Source organism: Cellulomonas sp. ICMP 17802 (assembly GCF_041295535.1).
Classification (GTDB): domain Bacteria; phylum Actinomycetota; class Actinomycetes; order Actinomycetales; family Cellulomonadaceae; genus Cellulomonas.
In genome coordinates, this window is record NZ_JBGFQZ010000009.1 from 47,100 (window position 1) to 62,739 (window position 15,640).

General features: G+C 72.2%; 14 protein-coding genes. 7 read left to right on the forward strand and 7 right to left on the reverse strand.

Going from position 1 to position 15,640, the window contains the following annotated elements; translation table 11 throughout:
* Positions 1-3: 3 nt before the first annotated feature.
* Positions 4-1,512, reverse strand: a complete 1,509-nt coding sequence (locus AB5970_RS09705; RefSeq protein WP_370503729.1) for an alpha-N-arabinofuranosidase — start codon at positions 1,510-1,512, stop codon at positions 4-6.
* Positions 1,509-2,843 carry an alpha-galactosidase gene (locus tag AB5970_RS09710; protein ID WP_370503730.1) on the reverse strand — a complete coding sequence of 445 codons (1,335 nt, stop codon included), beginning with the start codon at positions 2,841-2,843 and terminating at the stop codon, positions 1,509-1,511. The genes AB5970_RS09705 and AB5970_RS09710 overlap by 4 nt, the downstream gene beginning before the upstream one ends.
* A 260-nt stretch (positions 2,844-3,103) precedes the next feature.
* Here AB5970_RS09710 and AB5970_RS09715 point away from each other — a divergent pair, with 260 nt between their 5' ends.
* The 5 genes from AB5970_RS09715 (at position 3,104) to AB5970_RS09735 (ending at position 8,358) form a co-directional block, all read left to right on the forward strand.
* On the forward strand, positions 3,104-4,459 hold the full coding sequence (locus AB5970_RS09715) for an ABC transporter substrate-binding protein (RefSeq protein ID WP_370503731.1): 1,356 nt from the start codon (positions 3,104-3,106) through the stop codon (positions 4,457-4,459).
* 83 nt (positions 4,460-4,542) lie between these two features.
* Positions 4,543-5,493 (forward strand): carbohydrate ABC transporter permease, encoded by a 951-nt coding sequence (locus tag AB5970_RS09720; protein WP_370503732.1) that lies wholly within the window; start codon positions 4,543-4,545, stop codon positions 5,491-5,493.
* Between the two features lie 30 nt (positions 5,494-5,523).
* Positions 5,524-6,426 carry a carbohydrate ABC transporter permease gene (locus AB5970_RS09725; protein ID WP_370503733.1) on the forward strand — a complete coding sequence of 301 codons (903 nt, stop codon included), beginning with the start codon at positions 5,524-5,526 and terminating at the stop codon, positions 6,424-6,426.
* 4 nt (positions 6,427-6,430) lie between these two features.
* Positions 6,431-7,690 carry an arabinan endo-1,5-alpha-L-arabinosidase gene (locus tag AB5970_RS09730; RefSeq protein ID WP_370503734.1) on the forward strand — a complete coding sequence of 420 codons (1,260 nt, stop codon included), beginning with the start codon at positions 6,431-6,433 and terminating at the stop codon, positions 7,688-7,690.
* Positions 7,687-8,358 carry a YesL family protein gene (locus tag AB5970_RS09735; RefSeq protein ID WP_370503735.1) on the forward strand — a complete coding sequence of 224 codons (672 nt, stop codon included), beginning with the start codon at positions 7,687-7,689 and terminating at the stop codon, positions 8,356-8,358. The genes AB5970_RS09730 and AB5970_RS09735 overlap by 4 nt, the downstream gene beginning before the upstream one ends.
* A gap of 7 nt (positions 8,359-8,365) precedes the next feature.
* On the opposite strand, the gene AB5970_RS09740 is transcribed toward AB5970_RS09735, so the two are convergent.
* The 5 genes from AB5970_RS09740 to AB5970_RS09760 all read right to left on the reverse strand — a co-directional run bounded on the left by AB5970_RS09740 (position 8,366) and on the right by AB5970_RS09760 (position 13,344).
* Positions 8,366-9,415: a LacI family DNA-binding transcriptional regulator gene (locus AB5970_RS09740; RefSeq protein WP_370503736.1), complete on the reverse strand. Its 1,050-nt coding sequence runs from the start codon at positions 9,413-9,415 to the stop codon at positions 8,366-8,368.
* Between the two features lie 70 nt (positions 9,416-9,485).
* On the reverse strand, positions 9,486-11,432 hold the full coding sequence (locus AB5970_RS09745) for a glycoside hydrolase family 127 protein (protein ID WP_370503737.1): 1,947 nt from the start codon (positions 11,430-11,432) through the stop codon (positions 9,486-9,488).
* A gap of 106 nt (positions 11,433-11,538) precedes the next feature.
* A complete protein-coding gene (locus tag AB5970_RS09750; RefSeq protein WP_003792170.1) occupies positions 11,539-11,637 on the reverse strand; it encodes a 30S ribosomal protein bS22 in 99 nt (32 codons plus the stop codon).
* 161 nt (positions 11,638-11,798) lie between these two features.
* Positions 11,799-12,026, reverse strand: a complete 228-nt coding sequence (locus tag AB5970_RS09755; RefSeq protein WP_370503738.1) for a helix-turn-helix domain-containing protein — start codon at positions 12,024-12,026, stop codon at positions 11,799-11,801.
* A 130-nt stretch (positions 12,027-12,156) separates the two neighbouring features.
* Entirely contained in the window at positions 12,157-13,344 is a 1,188-nt protein-coding gene (locus AB5970_RS09760; protein ID WP_370503739.1) for an acetoin utilization protein AcuC, read from the reverse strand.
* A 137-nt stretch (positions 13,345-13,481) separates the two neighbouring features.
* Between AB5970_RS09760 and AB5970_RS09765 the strand changes: the two genes are divergently transcribed.
* Together AB5970_RS09765 and AB5970_RS09770 are read left to right on the forward strand one after the other, a co-directional pair.
* Positions 13,482-14,858 carry a TrkH family potassium uptake protein gene (locus tag AB5970_RS09765; RefSeq protein WP_370503740.1) on the forward strand — a complete coding sequence of 459 codons (1,377 nt, stop codon included), beginning with the start codon at positions 13,482-13,484 and terminating at the stop codon, positions 14,856-14,858.
* A complete protein-coding gene (locus AB5970_RS09770) occupies positions 14,851-15,558 on the forward strand; it encodes a potassium channel family protein (RefSeq protein ID WP_370503741.1) in 708 nt (235 codons plus the stop codon). Before AB5970_RS09765 ends, AB5970_RS09770 begins: the two co-directional genes overlap by 8 nt.
* Positions 15,559-15,640 lie beyond the last annotated feature (82 nt).

Consider the following 15,640-nt stretch of genomic DNA (forward strand, 5'->3'; position numbering starts at 1 on the left):
CGGTCAGACCCCCAGCCGGACGACGTTCCAGGACACCGGCGGCACCTCGACGGTGACCCGGCCGTCCCGCACGACCGCGGACGCGTTGGCCCGCGGCGCCACCGAGAAGTCGTCGTCGGCCGTGGCCGACCAGGTGTGGTCGGGGTTGGCCAGCGTGCTCGCCTCGACCACCCGCAGGCCGGGCAGGGCGCGCGCGTCGACCTCGAGCGTGACGGTCTCGGTGAGCGACCGGTTGACTGCGAACAGCGCGACCGCACCCGTCTCGGGGTCCCGCGTCGCCACGGCGTCGACCAGCGAGGCGTCCCCGTACTTCGCGGTCTCGTACGTCGGCGACTCGACCGCCACCTGCAGCACGTCGCCCACGGCGTAGCGGGAGGCCTGCGCGAAGGGGTGGAAGATCGTCTGCTTCCAGGACCGGCCGCCCGGCTCGGTCATGATCGGCGCGATCACGTTGACCAGCTGGGCCAGCGACGCCGAGTGCACGCGGTCGGTGTGCCGCAGCAGGGAGATGAGCAGGTTGCCGACGACGACGGCGTCGGCCACGTTGTACCGGTCCTCGAGCAGCACGGGCGCGACCGGCCAGTCGTGCCCGGTGGGCGGCTGCGACTCGGCGCGGTGCTGGTACCAGACGTTCCACTCGTCGAACGAGATGTGGATCCGCTTGTCCAGCTTCTTGTGCGCCCGGACCGCATCGGCGGTGGCGCTCACGGACTCGACGAAGTGGTCCATGTCCACGGCGGACGCCAGGAACGAGCCGAGGTCGCCGTCCTCCTCCCAGTAGTACGCGTGGGCGGAGATGAGGTCGACCTGCTCGTACGCCTCGGTGAGCACGATCCGCTCCCACTCCCCGAACGTCGGGATGCCGACGCCCGACGAGCCGCAGGCGACCAGCTCGAGGTCGGGGTCGACCATGCGCATGGCGCGGCCGGTCTCGGCGGCAAGGCGTCCGTACTCGTACGCGGTCTTGTGGCCGATCTGCCACGGGCCGTCCATCTCGTTGCCCAGGCACCACATGCGCACGTCGTACGGGTCCGGCGCCCCGTTGGCGCGGCGCTGGTCGGACAGCCGCGTGCCGCCGCGGACGTTGCAGTACTCCAGCAGGTCGACCGCCTCCTGCACGCCGCGCGTGCCCAGGTTGACGGCCATCATGGGCTCGACCTCGGCCAGCGCCGACCAGCGCATGAACTCGTCGACGCCGACCGTGTTGGGCTCGGTCGAGTGCCACGCGAGGTCCAGCCGGCTGGGGCGCTGGTCGAGGGGGCCGACCCCGTCCTCCCAGCGGTAGCCCGAGACGAAGTTGCCGCCCGGGTAGCGCACGGTGCTGACGCCCAGCTCGCGGGTCAGCTCCAGCACGTCCTTGCGGAAGCCGTCCGCGTCGGCCGTCGGGTGCGCCGGGTCGTGGATGCCGGTGTAGACGCAGCGGCCCAGGTGCTCGACGAACGAGCCGAACGTGCGCCGGCGGACCGGACCGACCCGGAAGGCCGGGTCGAGGGTGAGTCGGACGGGGATCATGAGGTCTCCTGGTTCGGTCGGTTCTCTTGGCGGTCCAGTGCGGTCCAGCGGACCCCGTGGGACGGGACGTCGACGACGAGCGCCCCCTCGGGTTCCCAGGTCGTCGGGTGCAGGTCGGGCTCGGCGCCCGGGTCCCACAGGTCGCGGGCGGTCCAGGCGCCCCACGCCGCGGCGTGGCCGACCAGCGAGGACAGCGGCAGCGAGATCGTCCGCGCCCGCGGTCCGGTCCAGAAGGCCGCGACGTAGGTGGTCGTCCCCTCCGCCGCGGTCCACACGATCAGCTCGCCGTCGTCCAGCGGCTCACGGACGATCTCCCGGCCGTCCGTCGCGGCGCGCAGCACATGCCCGACCGCGGGGGTGGCCAGCAGGTCGAGGGTGGCCGGGTCGGAGGTCGGCAGGTCGCCGCCGACCATCAGCGGCGAGCGGGCCATGACCCAGAGCGTGAGGATCGTGCGCTGCTCGTCGGGGGTGAGCCGGCTGTGCCGGGCCTCCCCGCGCTCGGCGCGCAGGCCGATGCGCCCGAGCGGCAGCATGTCGGCGTCGGCCCACCCGCCCGGCCGCTGCAGCGGCGCCCACCGGGCCAGGCGCGCGAACTGGGCGTGCACGTCCTCCCAGCGGTCCCAGAGGTCGTCGGAGATGCGCCACATCTGGGCGTGCTCGCGCAGGTGGTCCACCTGCGCGGTGGACAGGTGGGTGCCGGGCGACAGCGAGAGCACGACGTCCCGGCCGGACCGCTCGATCGCCCGGGCCCACGCCTCGATCGCGTCGGGGTGGTACGGCGCCAGCATGTCGTCGACCTTGAGGAAGTCCACGCCCCAGCCGGCCAGCTGCGCGACCAGCCCGTCCAGGTAGGCCTGCGCGGCCGGGTGGTCGTGGTCGAGCCCGTAGTTGTCGGCGTTCCACGGGCAGACCGAGCTCGTGTCGGCCGCGTCGCGGGCGGTCCAGGCGGTGCCCTCGACGGGGAGGTCGCGCTCGACCGCGAGCCGCGGGATCCCCCGCATCAGGTGCACGCCGAACCGCAGGCCCAGCGCGTGCACCTCGTCGGCCAGCGGGGCGAAGCCGCGGCCACCCGCCGCCGAGGGGAACCGGTTCTCGGCCGGGAGCTGGCGGCCGAAGCGGTCGAGGACCAGCGACGAGCCGTCGTTGTAGCCGTGCGCGCGGGCCGCGGGGTCGTGCCAGTCGATGTCGACCACGACCGTGTCCCACCCGTGCGGCAGCAGGCGCTCGGCCAGCACGCGGGCGTTCGCCAGGACCTCGTCCTGCGTCACGGTCGTCCCGTAGCTGTCCCAGCTGTTCCACCCCATGGGCGGCGTCTGCGCGTGGCGCGACATCGTCAGGCCCCTTCGCCGTCGGCTTCTACATCGTTGTAGACGCATCATGCACGGCCGGTCAGGAGACGTCAACCGACCGTTATGCGTTCGTGGCTTGACCTCGCGCCGACTCTCGTGCCATCTTCTACATCGTTGTAGATCAACGTTGTAGAAGCAACGTGGATCAGGCGGAATGAGGTCAACGACGACCCTGACGGACCGGCCCCCGGTCCCGACGCGACCGTGACCTCGCACATCCTCGGGATATGGGAGGCAGGACGATGAAGAGGAACAGGCTCATCGCCGGCGCCTTGTGCGCGGCGGTCGCCGGAGCGCTCACGCTCACGGCGTGCAGCAGCGGCGACGGCGGCTCGGGCGACGGCGGCGACAAGCAGATCACGTTCATGTTCCGCGGCGGCGCGGACGAGAAGGCGGCGTACGAGGCGGCCATCGCCAAGTACACGGCCGACACCGGCGTCAAGGTGAAGGTCATCGTGACCGACGCCGACCAGTACGCCACCAAGCTCCAGGCGGCCGTGGCCGGCAACAACGTGCCCGACGTGTTCTACATCGAGCAGGCCAGCCTGCAGTCGTACGTGAGCTCGGGCGTGCTCATGGACATCACGGACGAGGTGGCGGCCAGCGGCATCGACCTGGACAACCTGTGGCCCTACGGCGTCGACTCCTACCGCTTCGACGGCACGCTCCAGGGCACCCCGGACGGCAAGCTCTACGGCCTGCCCAAGGACGTCGGTCCGTTCTCGTTCGGCTACAACAAGACGATGCTCGAGGCCGCGGGGATCCCGCTGCCCGACAAGGACACCCCGCTGACGTGGGACCAGTTCGTCGACATCAGCAAGCAGCTGACCAAGGACACCGACGGCGACGGCGCGATCGACCAGTGGGGCACGGGGCTCAACGTCCAGTGGAACCTGCAGTCGATGGTGTGGAGCAACGGCGGCGACTGGACCAACGCGGACCGCACCAAGGTCACCGTGGACACCCCGGAGTTCGCCGCGGCGCTGCAGCGGTTCGCGGACCTCACCAACGTGGACAAGGTCACCCCGTCGGCCTCCGACGCCGCGACGCTCGACACCTACCAGCGGTGGATGGCCGGCCAGATCGGCTTCTTCCCCGTCGGGCCGTGGGACGTCAGCACCTACAACAAGCTCGACTTCGACTACGACCTCATCCCCTGGCCCGCCGGCGACACCGGTGAGTCCGCGACGTGGGTGGGCTCGCTGGGCATCGGCGTCTCCAACACGAGCAAGCTGCCCGACGACGCGGTCAAGCTGGTGACCTACCTGTCGGCCGACCCGACCGCGCAGCAGACGCTCGTCGACGCCGGGGTGCAGATCCCGAACCTGGTCGACATGGCCGGCACCTGGGCCGCGGCGACCGACTCCACCCCGGCCAACCGCCAGGAGTTCCTGGACATCGTGCAGGACTACGGCCGGGCCATGCCCGCCGCCTTCACGTACGGCGCCGAGTGGTACGACGAGCTCTGGACCAACATCCAGCCGGTGCTCGACGGCAAGCAGACCGCCGCCGACTACCTGGCCGAGGAGCAGCCGAAGATGCAGAAGCTGCTCGACGAGTCCAACGCCAACGCCGAGCAGGCCGCGGCCGGCAGCTAGCCGCACGCCTCCTCACCTGCCGACCCGATCCCGCCGCCCGGGCACGCCCCCGGGCGGCGGGATCCCCCGGAAAGGACCGCGACATGACCGCGACCATCGAGTCGACGTCGACCGGCTCGGGCCTGACGTCCGAGCAGCGCGCGAAGCAGGCCACCCGGCGCCTGCACCGCGCGGAGCACCGCTGGGCGCTCGCGTTCGTCGCGGCCCCGATCCTCGGGTTCCTGCTGTTCACGCTCTACCCCATCGGCTTCGCGGTCTACGCGTCGCTGACCAGCTGGAACGGCCTGGGCCCCATGACGTTCGTCGGGCTCGACAACTACGTGACCCTGTTCGGCGACGAGTACTTCCGCCAGGCGCTGTTCAACACGTTCTTCTACATGATCGGCATCCCGATCGGCCTGGCGCTCTCGCTGCTGCTCGCGCTGGCGCTCAACCGCCGGATCCCCGGGCGGACCGCGTTCCGCACCATCTACTACGTGCCGGTCATCTCCTCGCTGGCCGCCATCGCGATCGTGTGGCAGTTCGCCTACAACGGCGACTTCGGCCTCATCAACCAGGTGCTCGCGTGGTTCGGCATCGACGGACCCGACTGGCTGCAGAACACCGCGACCGTCAAGCCGGCCATCATCATCATGGCCATCTGGAAGGGCCTGGGGTACTCGATGCTGCTGTACCTGGCGGCCATCCAGGGGGTGCCCGCCTCGCTGCACGAGGCCGCCGCGCTCGACGGCGCCAACGCGTTCCAGCGGTTCCGGAACATCACGCTGCCGATGGTCCGCCCCGTGACCTTCTTCCTGGTGGTCACCAACATCATCGCCGGCTCGCAGATCTTCACGGAGATCAACATCATGACGCCCGCCGGCGGCCCCGAGTTCAGCTCCGCCTCGGTGGTCTGGTACATCGTCCGCAAGGCGTTCAAGTACCAGCAGATGGGGTACGCGACGGCGATGTCGATCGTCCTCGGGCTGCTCGTCTTCGTCATCACCTTCATCCAGTTCCGCCTCAACCGGCGCAACAGCTTCAGCATCGACTGAGGTCGATCGAGGAAGAAACGGAACGCAACCATGGCCACGACCCTGATGACGCCCCCGACGACGTCCGTCACGCCCCCCGAGAAGAACCGCCGCAGCGCCAGCTCCCAGAACCGCCTCGGCAACGTCGCGGTGTTCGCGCTGCTGGCCGCCGGCTCGCTGGTGATGCTGGCTCCGCTGCTGTGGATGCTCACCACCGCGCTCAAGACCAAGGTGCAGGTGTTCGCCCTGCCGCCCGTCTGGATCCCGGACCCGCCGCAGTGGGACACGTTCGTGCGCATGTGGACCGAGGCGCCGATCCTCTCGGGCTTCAAGAACAGCCTGATCGTCGCGCTCACCGTGACGGTGGTCGGCTCGGTCACCTCGGCGCTGGCCGCGTTCGCGCTGGCCAAGCTGCGCCTGCCCTACAAGAACGCGATCTTCCTCGTCCTGCTCTCGGGCCTGATGGTGCCCTACCCGACGATCATGATCCCGCAGTTCGTGATGTTCTCGCGGCTGCACTGGGTGGACACCCTGCTGCCGCTGATCGTGCCCCTGCTGTTCGGGAACATCATCATGATCTTCTTCCTGCGGCAGTACCTGTCCAGCGTGCCGGACTCCATGATCGAGGCCGCCAAGATCGACGGGGCGTCCTACCTGCAGATCTTCCGCGTGATGATCATGCCGATGATCCGGCCGGCGATCGCCGCCCAGTTCATCCTCTGGTTCATGGCGATCTGGAACGACTACCTGGCGCCGATCCTGTACCTGAACACCCCCGAGAAGCAGACGCTGCAGGTGGTGATCGCGAACCTCAACGTGGAGTTCGCCACGCAGCGGGACTACCCGCTGATCATGGCCGCGTCGTTCGTCGCCCTGCTGCCGATCCTCGTCGTCTTCCTCGTCTTCCAGCGGCAGATCATCGAGTCCGTCGCCCTCACCGGCTCGAAGGGCTGACCCGATGCTCCCCGACACGGCCCTCTGGGGCGGCCGCCACGCGCACGACCCGACCGCGGTGCGCGACGACGACGGCACGTACTGGCTGTTCTCCACGGACGCGTGGGCCGACGGCCCGGTCCGCGCCGGCGTCCAGGTGCGCCGCTCGGCCGACCTGGTGACGTGGGAGTTCCACGGCTGGGCGCTCGACGGGGTGCCGGCGGACGGCGCCGAGTGGTCCGGAGCCCCCGGGCTCTGGGCGCCCGAGGTGGTCCGGGCCGGCGACGAGTGGCGGATGTACTGGTCGGCGTCGACCTTCGGCTCGCGCACCTCCGCCATCGGGCTCGCCGTGGCCGCGCACCCCGCGGGGCCGTGGGAGGACCGCGGGCTCGTGGTGACCAGCCGGCACGACGAGGACGGCCCCAACGCGATCGACGCGACCGTGGTGGTCGACGACGAGGACCGGCACTGGCTGGTGTACGGCTCGTTCTTCGGCGGCATCCACGCGCTCGAGCTCGACCCGGCCACCGGCCTGGCCCGCGGCGCCGCGCCCGGGGTGCTGCTGGCCCGCCGGGCCCGCAGCGTCGAGGGCGCCGTGGAGGGCGCCTACGTCCTGCACCGGCCCGGCGGCGGCTTCGCGCTCGTGGTGTCGTACGACTCGCTCTTCTCGACGTACCACGTCCGGGTCGGCGTGGCCGAGGCCGTCACCGGCCCCTACCTCGACCGGGCGGGCCACGACCTGCGCGACCTCGACGGCGACCCCGCGCTGGTGGGCACCGTGGTGCTCGCGGGCCACCAGCTGGCCGGCGGCCGGGCGTGGCTCGCGCCGGGGCACGCCTCCGTGCTCACCGAGCCGGGCCACCAGGTGCTGGTGCACCACGTGCGCGACGGCGACGACCCGACCCGGCACGAGGTGCAGGTCCGCCGCCTGGTGTGGACGGCCGACGGCTGGCCGGTCGTCTCGCCGCAGCCCTGGGCCGGCGAGCTCGAGCAGGACGACACCTCCACGTGGCCCACCGACCCCGCGGCGCTCGCGGGCACGTGGGAGCTGGTGACGTTCGACCGGGCGTCCGCCGGCACGCTGACCCCGTCGCGGACCGTCGAGCTGGACGACGCCTTCCTGGCGGCGGCGCGGTCGCTCGGCGCCGGCCGGTTCTCCTGGCCGGGCCTCGAGCTGGTCGCGTTCCCCTCGGTCGACGCCGTGCGGGGCACCCGCACGCTCTCGTTCTCCGGCCTCGACGCGGACGGCAACGCGACCCTGGGCACGCGGGTGGCGGCCCGGTGAGCGCCGTCGGCACCCCGGCGCGCGACGACCTCGCGGTCGGCGGCTGGGCCGGTCGCGTCATGGCGTTCCTGCGGGTGGGCACGCAGCTGGTCGGCGTCAACCTGCTCATGGTGCTCGGCACGCTGGCGGGCGCCGTGCTGCTGGGGCTCTACCCCGCGCTGTCGGCGGGCGGCTCGCTGCTGGCGCGCCTGGCGTCCGGCCAGGCCTCGGAGCACCTCTGGCGCGAGTTCTGGGCGGCCTACCGCGCCGACCTGCGCCGGCTCAACGTGCTCGGCGCTCCGGTGACCGTCGGTGCCGTGCTGCTGGGCCTCGACGCGGCTGCCCTGCTCGCGGCACCCTCGGGCCCGGCGCGCGCCGCCCTCACCGTGGCGGTCGTCGGCCTGGCCGCGTACCTCCTCGTCGCGCTGGCCACGCTCGTGCCGGTGGCCCGGCGCTATCCCGCGAGCGCCGCACGGACGTGGCGGTTCGTCGCGCTCGCGCCGCTGCTCTCGCCCCTCACGAGCGTGGGCGTCCTGGCCACCCTGGTGCTCGTCGCGGTGCTGGTGAGCCGCGTCACCGTGCTGGTCCCGCTGGCGGGCCTGAGCCTGCCGCTGCTGGCGACGGGCTGGCTGGTGGACCAGCGGCTGACCGCGCTCGACCAGCGGCTGGCGGGGACCGACGCCGCCTGAGCCGCCCTCAGTCCGGCGGGGCCTGCTCGCCCAGGGTCGACTCGCGGACGATGATCTCGAAGTCCGTGATGACCTGCACGAACGGCCGTCCAGGCTCGTCCTCGTCGATGCGGGCGAGCAGCAGGTCGACCGCGGTCGCGGCGATCTGCTCGCGGCCCGGCGCCACCGTGGTCAGGGTCGGGGACGAGTACGCGGTCTCCTCGATGTCGTCGAAGCCGATCACCGCGATCTGTCCCGGCACGTCGATCCGGCGCGCGTGCAGCGCGTGCAGGGCGCCCAGCGCGAGGGCGTCGTTGAGCCCGAAGACGGCGTCGATCTCGACACCCGAGTCCAGCAGCCGGTTCATGGTCTCGGCGCCGGTGGCCCGGTGCCACAGGCCCGCCTCGCCCACGAGCGCCGGGTCCACCGGCAGGCCGGCCTCGGCGAGCGCCTGCTCGTAGCCCTGCACGCGCAGCGCGGCCGAGCCCACGGTCTCGCCCTCGTGCGCACCGATCACCGCGATGCGTCGCCGCCCGAGGTCCAGCAGGTGCTGCGTGGCCGCGCGGGCCGCCTCGACGTTGTTCATGGTCACGTGGTCCGCGGGCCCGCCGAAGATGCGCTCGCCCAGCAGCACCATGGGGTAGTCGACCCGCAGGACGTCGGCGTCCTGCGGCCCCAGCTCCAGCGGCGAGAAGATCAGCCCGTCGGTGAGGTGCCGGCGCTGCCCGGAGAGCACCTCGAGCTCGCGCTCGCGCACCGACCCGGTCTGCTCGATGAGCACCGTGAGTCCCCGCGCCTCGGCGGCACGGATCACGGAGTCGGCCAGCTCGGCGAAGTACGGCAGCGACAGCTCCGGCACCGCGAGCCCGATGATCCCCGTGCGCCCGCGCCGCAGGTTCCGCGCCGTGAGGTTCACCTGGTACCCCAGGTCCGCGATGGCCTGCTCCACCCGCTCCTTGGTGGCCGGCCGGATGTACTGGTAGCCGTTGACCACGTTGGAGACGGTCTTGATCGAGACTCCGGCGCGCGCGGCGACCTCGTGCATGGTCACCGCACCCCCGCGCTTGGCCGTGCTCATCGCGCGCTCCTCGTCAGTACTGTCCCGGCTGCCTGGTGGATCGAGGGCAAGCGTCCCAGACCCGGGGCCGTCATTGGCGCTCCGCCACGGGCATCCACACCCGCATCGCCCCTGGTCCGCGGCTCGCCCAGCAGTGGTAGGGCACGGCGCGCACCGTGAGGCGCCGCTCCACCGGGGGCACGCCGGGGGTGCCGACGACGCCGCTGCCCACGGGCCGGTACAGCGGACCGCCCGACGCGGGCCGGTGCACGACGACGGCCTCGACGGCCACGGGCGCGTCGACACCCGCGACCGGCCCGACGGTCCGCAGGGGGCTGCCGGGCACCAGCGCTAGGTCCTCGAGCACGATGCCGGCCGGCAGTCCCGCCTGCTCGACGCAGAACACCACCGGGCCCCGCCGCAGCGCCACGCAGCCGCGCACGGCGTCGACGCGCGGGTGCGCCGCCACCGCGACCACGGGCATCGGGAGGTCGAGCTCGATCCGGGACGCCGGGCCGCTCACGCGCGCGTAGCCGTCCACGACCACCACCGGTCGCTCCACGCCGTCGACCACCAGCCGGGCGGCGGCCGGGTCCGCCCAGCCCGGGACCCGCAGCGACAGGTCCTCCGCCAGACCGTTCGGCCCGGCGTCGACCACCACCCGGCCGTCCCACGGGTACTCCGTGCTCACGGTGAACCGCGACGCGCCGACCGCCACCTCGGCGTCGGTGTACAGGTGCAGCTGCACGCCCCGGTCGTCGCGCGTCGCCACGTAACCCTGCAGCGAGGCGACCAGCCGGGCGAGGTTGGGCGGGCAGCACGCGCACGCGAACCACGGCAGCCGCCCGGCCGGCGAGAACTCGCTGGAGCCGTCGTGGTCGGTGCGGACCTGCAGCGGGTTGGAGTAGAAGAACCGCGTGCCGTCCGCCGAGGTGGACGCCCGGATGGCGTTGTGGAGCGTGCGCTCCATCTCGTCGGCGAACCGGCTCTCGCCCGTGAGCAGCAGCATGCGCCAGGCCCACTGGAAGGTCGCGACGGCCGCGCAGGTCTCGGCGTACGCGCGGTCCGGCGGCAGCTCGAACGGGTCGCCGAGCGCCTCGTCCTTGTGCCGCGACCCCGTTCCGCCGGTGACGTAGGTGCTCGTCGCCTGCGCCGAGTCCCACAGGCGCAGCAGCGCCGCGAGCAGCTCGGGGTCGCCGGTCTCGGCCACCACGTCGGCGACGCCCGCCGCCAGGTACGCCTGGCGCACCGCGTGCCCGGCGACCTCGGTGGCCTCGCGCACCGGCACGTGGTCCTGGTGGTAGGCGGGCTCGAACGGTCCGGAGCCGAGGACGCCCGACCCGCGCTGGTCGACCTGGCTGCGCGCGAGGTCGAGGTACGACCGCTCGCCCGTCAGCCGGTAGAGCTCCACCAGCGCGGTCTCGACCTCGGGGTGGCCGCAGTACCCGACCTGGCCGCCAGGCCCGAAGCGCCGGACCGCGAGGTCGGCGAAGCCCCGCGCGACGTCGAGCAGGTCCGTCCGGCCCGTGGTGCGCGCCCGCGCCACGGCCGCCTGCACCAGGTGCCCGAGCACGTAGAGCTCGTGCCCCCAGCGCAGGTCCGCGAACACCTCGTCGCCGCGGTACAGCGAGTGCAGGTAGCCGTCGTCGCGCTGGGCCGCGGCGAGCAGCGCGACGAGCTCCTGCGCCTGCCGCTCCCACGGCTGGTCGTCGGGCACCCGGCCCGCCTCCCACGCGATCGCCTCGAGCGTCTTGGCGATGTCGGAGTCGACGAAGTTGAAGCCGCGGTGGTCGGCGTCGGAGAGCCCGACCAGGCGCCGGACGTTGTCGATCGTGCCGGCGGCCTCGAGCTGCGCGAGCACGTGCGGGATCGTCGCGTCCCGGTTGACCGACTGCCAGCGGCCGAGGAAGCCCCCCGCGCCGATGGTCACGTCGCCGAACGCGAGGGGCCGGCGCCGGACGTGGCTCGCGCGCGGGGCGACCGGCCCGTCCACGGGCACGACCGCCGTCGGCGTCAGGCTGCTCGTCGTGGAGGACATGGCGCAACTCTACATCGTTGTAGAAGTCATCGGCCGGAGACACGTCAGGCCCGGCAGATGCCGGGCCTGACGGGACGAGCAGGCGGCCTCGAGGGGCCGCCGGGGCTCACTTCTTGTTGCGGCGCTGGTGGCGCGTCTTACGAAGAAGCTTGCGGTGCTTCTTCTTGGCCATCCGCTTGCGGCGCTTCTTGATGACGGAGCCCATGGGGTCCTCACTTCGCTTCCGATGGAGGCCCGGCAGACGGGCCGTTCTGGTGGTCGATCGACGCGTAGAAGAGATCGAGTGCTATCGAGTCGACCACGCACGAACAAAGTCCGAGGCTCTACCTTACGCGATCCCGAGGGCCCCCCGCGACGCGCGGTCGCTCAGGAGCTGCGGCGGTCCTGCTCGCGGGCCTCGACGGCCGGCGACGTGGCGAGGTAGTGGTCCAGCGCGTCCTGCGGGACGCGGAACGACCGGCCGACCCGGACGCCGGGCAGCTCGCCCGAGTGGAGCAGGCGGTACACGGTCATCTTGGAGACCCGCATCTCCTCGGCGACCTCGAGGACGGTGAGGAACCGCGTGCGGCCGGACTGGTCGCGCTGCTCGCTCATGTCTCTTCCATTCCGCCCGTCGGCGCGCCGGGCCCGCGCACCCTCCTGCGGGTGCCGGCTCAGCCTAGTGGCGCGTGGGACGCGTGGGAAAGAGGGGGCGCCTGGGACGTCCCCCGTGTGGCCCAGCGGGTCAGTCGTGCTCGGGATCGAGCCCGAGCGAGGGGAACACGGCCGCCCGGGTGGCCCGGATCGCGCGGTCCACGTCGTCCCCCGGGTCGTAGCCGGCGGACCACGGGCTGAAGTGCGCGTCGCGCCCGTCGGTCATGCGGTCGGGGCCGAGGCGGCCGTAGCGCTCGCGCACCAGGGAGCGCCACTCGTCCGGGATGGCCGTGTCGGGGTCGATCGGGTGGTGCGTCGCGATGCCCAGCAGGTGCGTCCACGAGCGCGGCACCACGTCGACCACGGCGTACCCGCCCCCGCCGAGCGCCACCCAGCGGCCGTCCGCGACCTCGTGCGCGAGGTCGTGCAGCAGCACCGCGGCCGCCCGCTGCCCGTCCACGCTGACCCGCAGGTGCGTCAGCGGGTCGAGCAGGTGGGTGTCGCAGCCGTGCTGCGTGACCAGCACGTCGGGGTCGAACTCGCGGACCACCGCCGGCACCACGGCGTCGATCGCCCGCAGCCAGCCCGCGTCGCCCGTGCCGGACGGGAGCGCGACGTTGACTGCCGTGCCGTCGGCGCCCAGGCCGCCGGACTCGCGGGCGTGCCCGGTGCCCGGGAACAGCGCTTGCCCCGTCTCGTGCAGCGACACCGTGAGCACGCGCGGGTCGTCCCAGAACATCGCCTGCACGCCGTCGCCGTGGTGCGCGTCGATGTCGACGTAGGCCACGCGCTCGGCCCCGGCGTCCAGCAGCGCGACGATCGCGACCGCCGCGTCGTTGTACACGCAGAAGCCCGACGCCGCCGCAGGCATGGCGTGGTGCAGGCCGCCCGTCACGTTGACCGCGTGCTCGGCCCGGCCCTCCCAGACCGCGAGCGCGGAGTCGACCGACCCCTGCACCACCCGGGCCGACGCCTCGTGCATGTGCGGGAACACGGGGTCGTCGCTGGTGCCCAGCCCGTGCGCGAGAGCGGGCGTGCCGTCGGCCGAGGCCCGGTGCACCGCGGCCACGTACTCCGGTTCGTGCACGGTCTGCAGCAGCTCGTCGGACGCCATCTCGGCGCCGGCCAGCTCGACGTCCGGTCCGGTCAGCAGCCCCAGCGACTCGGCCAGCCGGATGGTCAGGTCGAGCCGCTCCGACGTCATGGGGTGGCCGTGGCCGAAGTCGTACGCGAGCATCTCGCGCGACCAGACCACGCGCACGGGTGCCGACGACGTCATGCGGACACCGTCGCACCCGGCAGGGCCGCTGTCGATCCGACCGGCGCTGTCCACGATCCGCCTGTCGGGTCGATCCGGCCGGGGACGCGTGCCAGAGTTGCCCCGTCCGGCAGGCGCCGGCCGGTCGAGGAGGTGCGATGGCGCGAGGCGGCCCGGGCGTGACCTGGCGGGTGCGGGAGTACGTCGACCGCTCCGCACGGCAGTCCCCCGCACGGCTCGCGCTCGGCGTCTTCGCCCTCGTGATCGGCCTGGTCACCCTGGGCCTGTCGGCCCCGTGGGCCACGGCGAGCGGGCAGCGCGCGCCGTTCGTCGACGCCCTCTTCACCGCGGCGTCCGCCAGCACGGTCACCGGGCTCGTGGTCGTGCCCACCGGCGAGTACTGGTCGGCCTGGGGGCTCGTCGTCATCCTGATCGCCATCCAGATCGGCGGCCTGGGCGTCATGACGCTCGCGTCGCTGCTCGGCATGGCGGTGTCCCGCCGCATCGGGCTCACGCAGCGGCTGCTCGTCTCGTCGGAGACCAAGGAGACGCGGCTGGGCGAGGTCGGGTCGCTGGTCCGGACCGTGATCATCACGTCCGTGTCGCTCGAGCTCGTGATCGCGCTCGTGCTCTTCCCGCGGTTCCTGATGTTCGACGAGAACCTGGGCGAGGCGGCGTGGCACTCGATCTTCTACGCGGTGTCGGCGTTCAACAACGCGGGCTTCGTGCCGACCTCGTACGGCCTCGCGCCCTTCGTGTCCGACTGGTGGGTGCTGATGCCGATCATCATCGGCGTCTTCATCGGGTCGCTGGGATTCCCCGTCATCCTCAACGTCGCCCGCAACCTGCGCGAGCCCCGCCGATGGAGCCTGCACTCCAAGCTCACGGTCACCACCAGCGTCGCCCTGGTGATCGCCGGGTCGATCCTCGTGGCCACGTTCGAGTGGACCAACCCGGGGACCTTCAAGCCGCTGGGCCCCAGCGCGACGGCGCTGGCCTCGCTCTTCGCGGGCGTCATGCCCCGCTCGGGCGGCTTCTCCACGGTCGACGTCGGCAACATGCACGAGAGCACGTGGCTGCTGATGGACGCGCTCATGTTCGTCGGTGGCGGCTCGGCGTCGACCGCGGGCGGCATCAAGGTGACGACGCTGGCCGTCATGCTGCTCGCCATCCTGGCGGAGGGGCGCGGCGACAAGGACGTCGAGGCGTTCGGCCGCCGGGTCCCGCGCGAGGCGCTGCAGGTCGCGATCGCCGTCTCGCTCGTCTCGGCCACCCTCGTGCTCGTATCGTCGCTGCTGCTCCTGGCGATGACGGGCCTCACGCTCGACAAGGTGCTGTTCGAGGTCATCTCGGCGTTCGCCACCTGCGGCCTGTCCACCGGCATCACGCCGGACCTGCCGGCCAAGGCGAAATACGTGCTCACCGTGCTCATGTTCATCGGCCGGACCGGCACGATGACGCTTGCGGCCGCGCTCGCGCTGCGCAACCGTCGTCGGGTGATCCGGCTACCGGAAGAGAGGCCGATCATTGGCTGAGAAGTTTGGCGACCCGATCAAGGGGACGCAGAACGCACCACGCACGCCCAAGAAGGACGCGGGCGTGCTCGTCATCGGGCTCGGCCGGTTCGGGTCGTCCATCGCGGCGACCCTCGACCGGCTCGGGCAGGACGTGCTGGCCGTCGAGCGCAACCCCGAGCTGGTGGCCCAGTGGGCCGGGCGGATCGCGCTGGTCGAGGCGGACGCGGCCAACCCCGAGGCCCTCGAGCAGCTGGGCGCGCGGGAGTTCCCCGTCGCCGTGGTCGGCGTCGGCTCCTACCTCGAGGCGTCCGTGCTGATCACCGGCAACCTGGTCGACATCGGCGTGCCGCAGATCTGGGCCAAGGCTGTCAGCAACGAGCACGCGCGCATCCTGCAGCGGATCGGCGCCCACCACGTGGTGCTGCCCGAGGCCGACGCCGGCGCCCGCGTGGCGCACCTGGTGTCTGGCAAGCTGCTCGACTACATCGAGGTCGAGGACGGGTTCACCATCGTCAAGATGCGCCCGCCCAAGGAGACGCAGGGGTTCACGCTCGCGCAGTCCAAGGTCCGCGAGCGGTACGGCGTGACGGTCATCGGCGTGAAGAGCCCCGGGATCGAGTTCGTCTACGCGACGCCCGAGACCCGCCTGTCGGGCAACGACCTGATCATCGTGTCGGGCCACGCGGACCTGCTGGAGCGCTTCGCGGCCCGGCCGTAGCGTTGGACCATCGCGAGGTCGTGAGTTCGCGACGAGATCGTGAGGAGCAACTCACGATCTCGTCGGAAACTCACGACCTCGT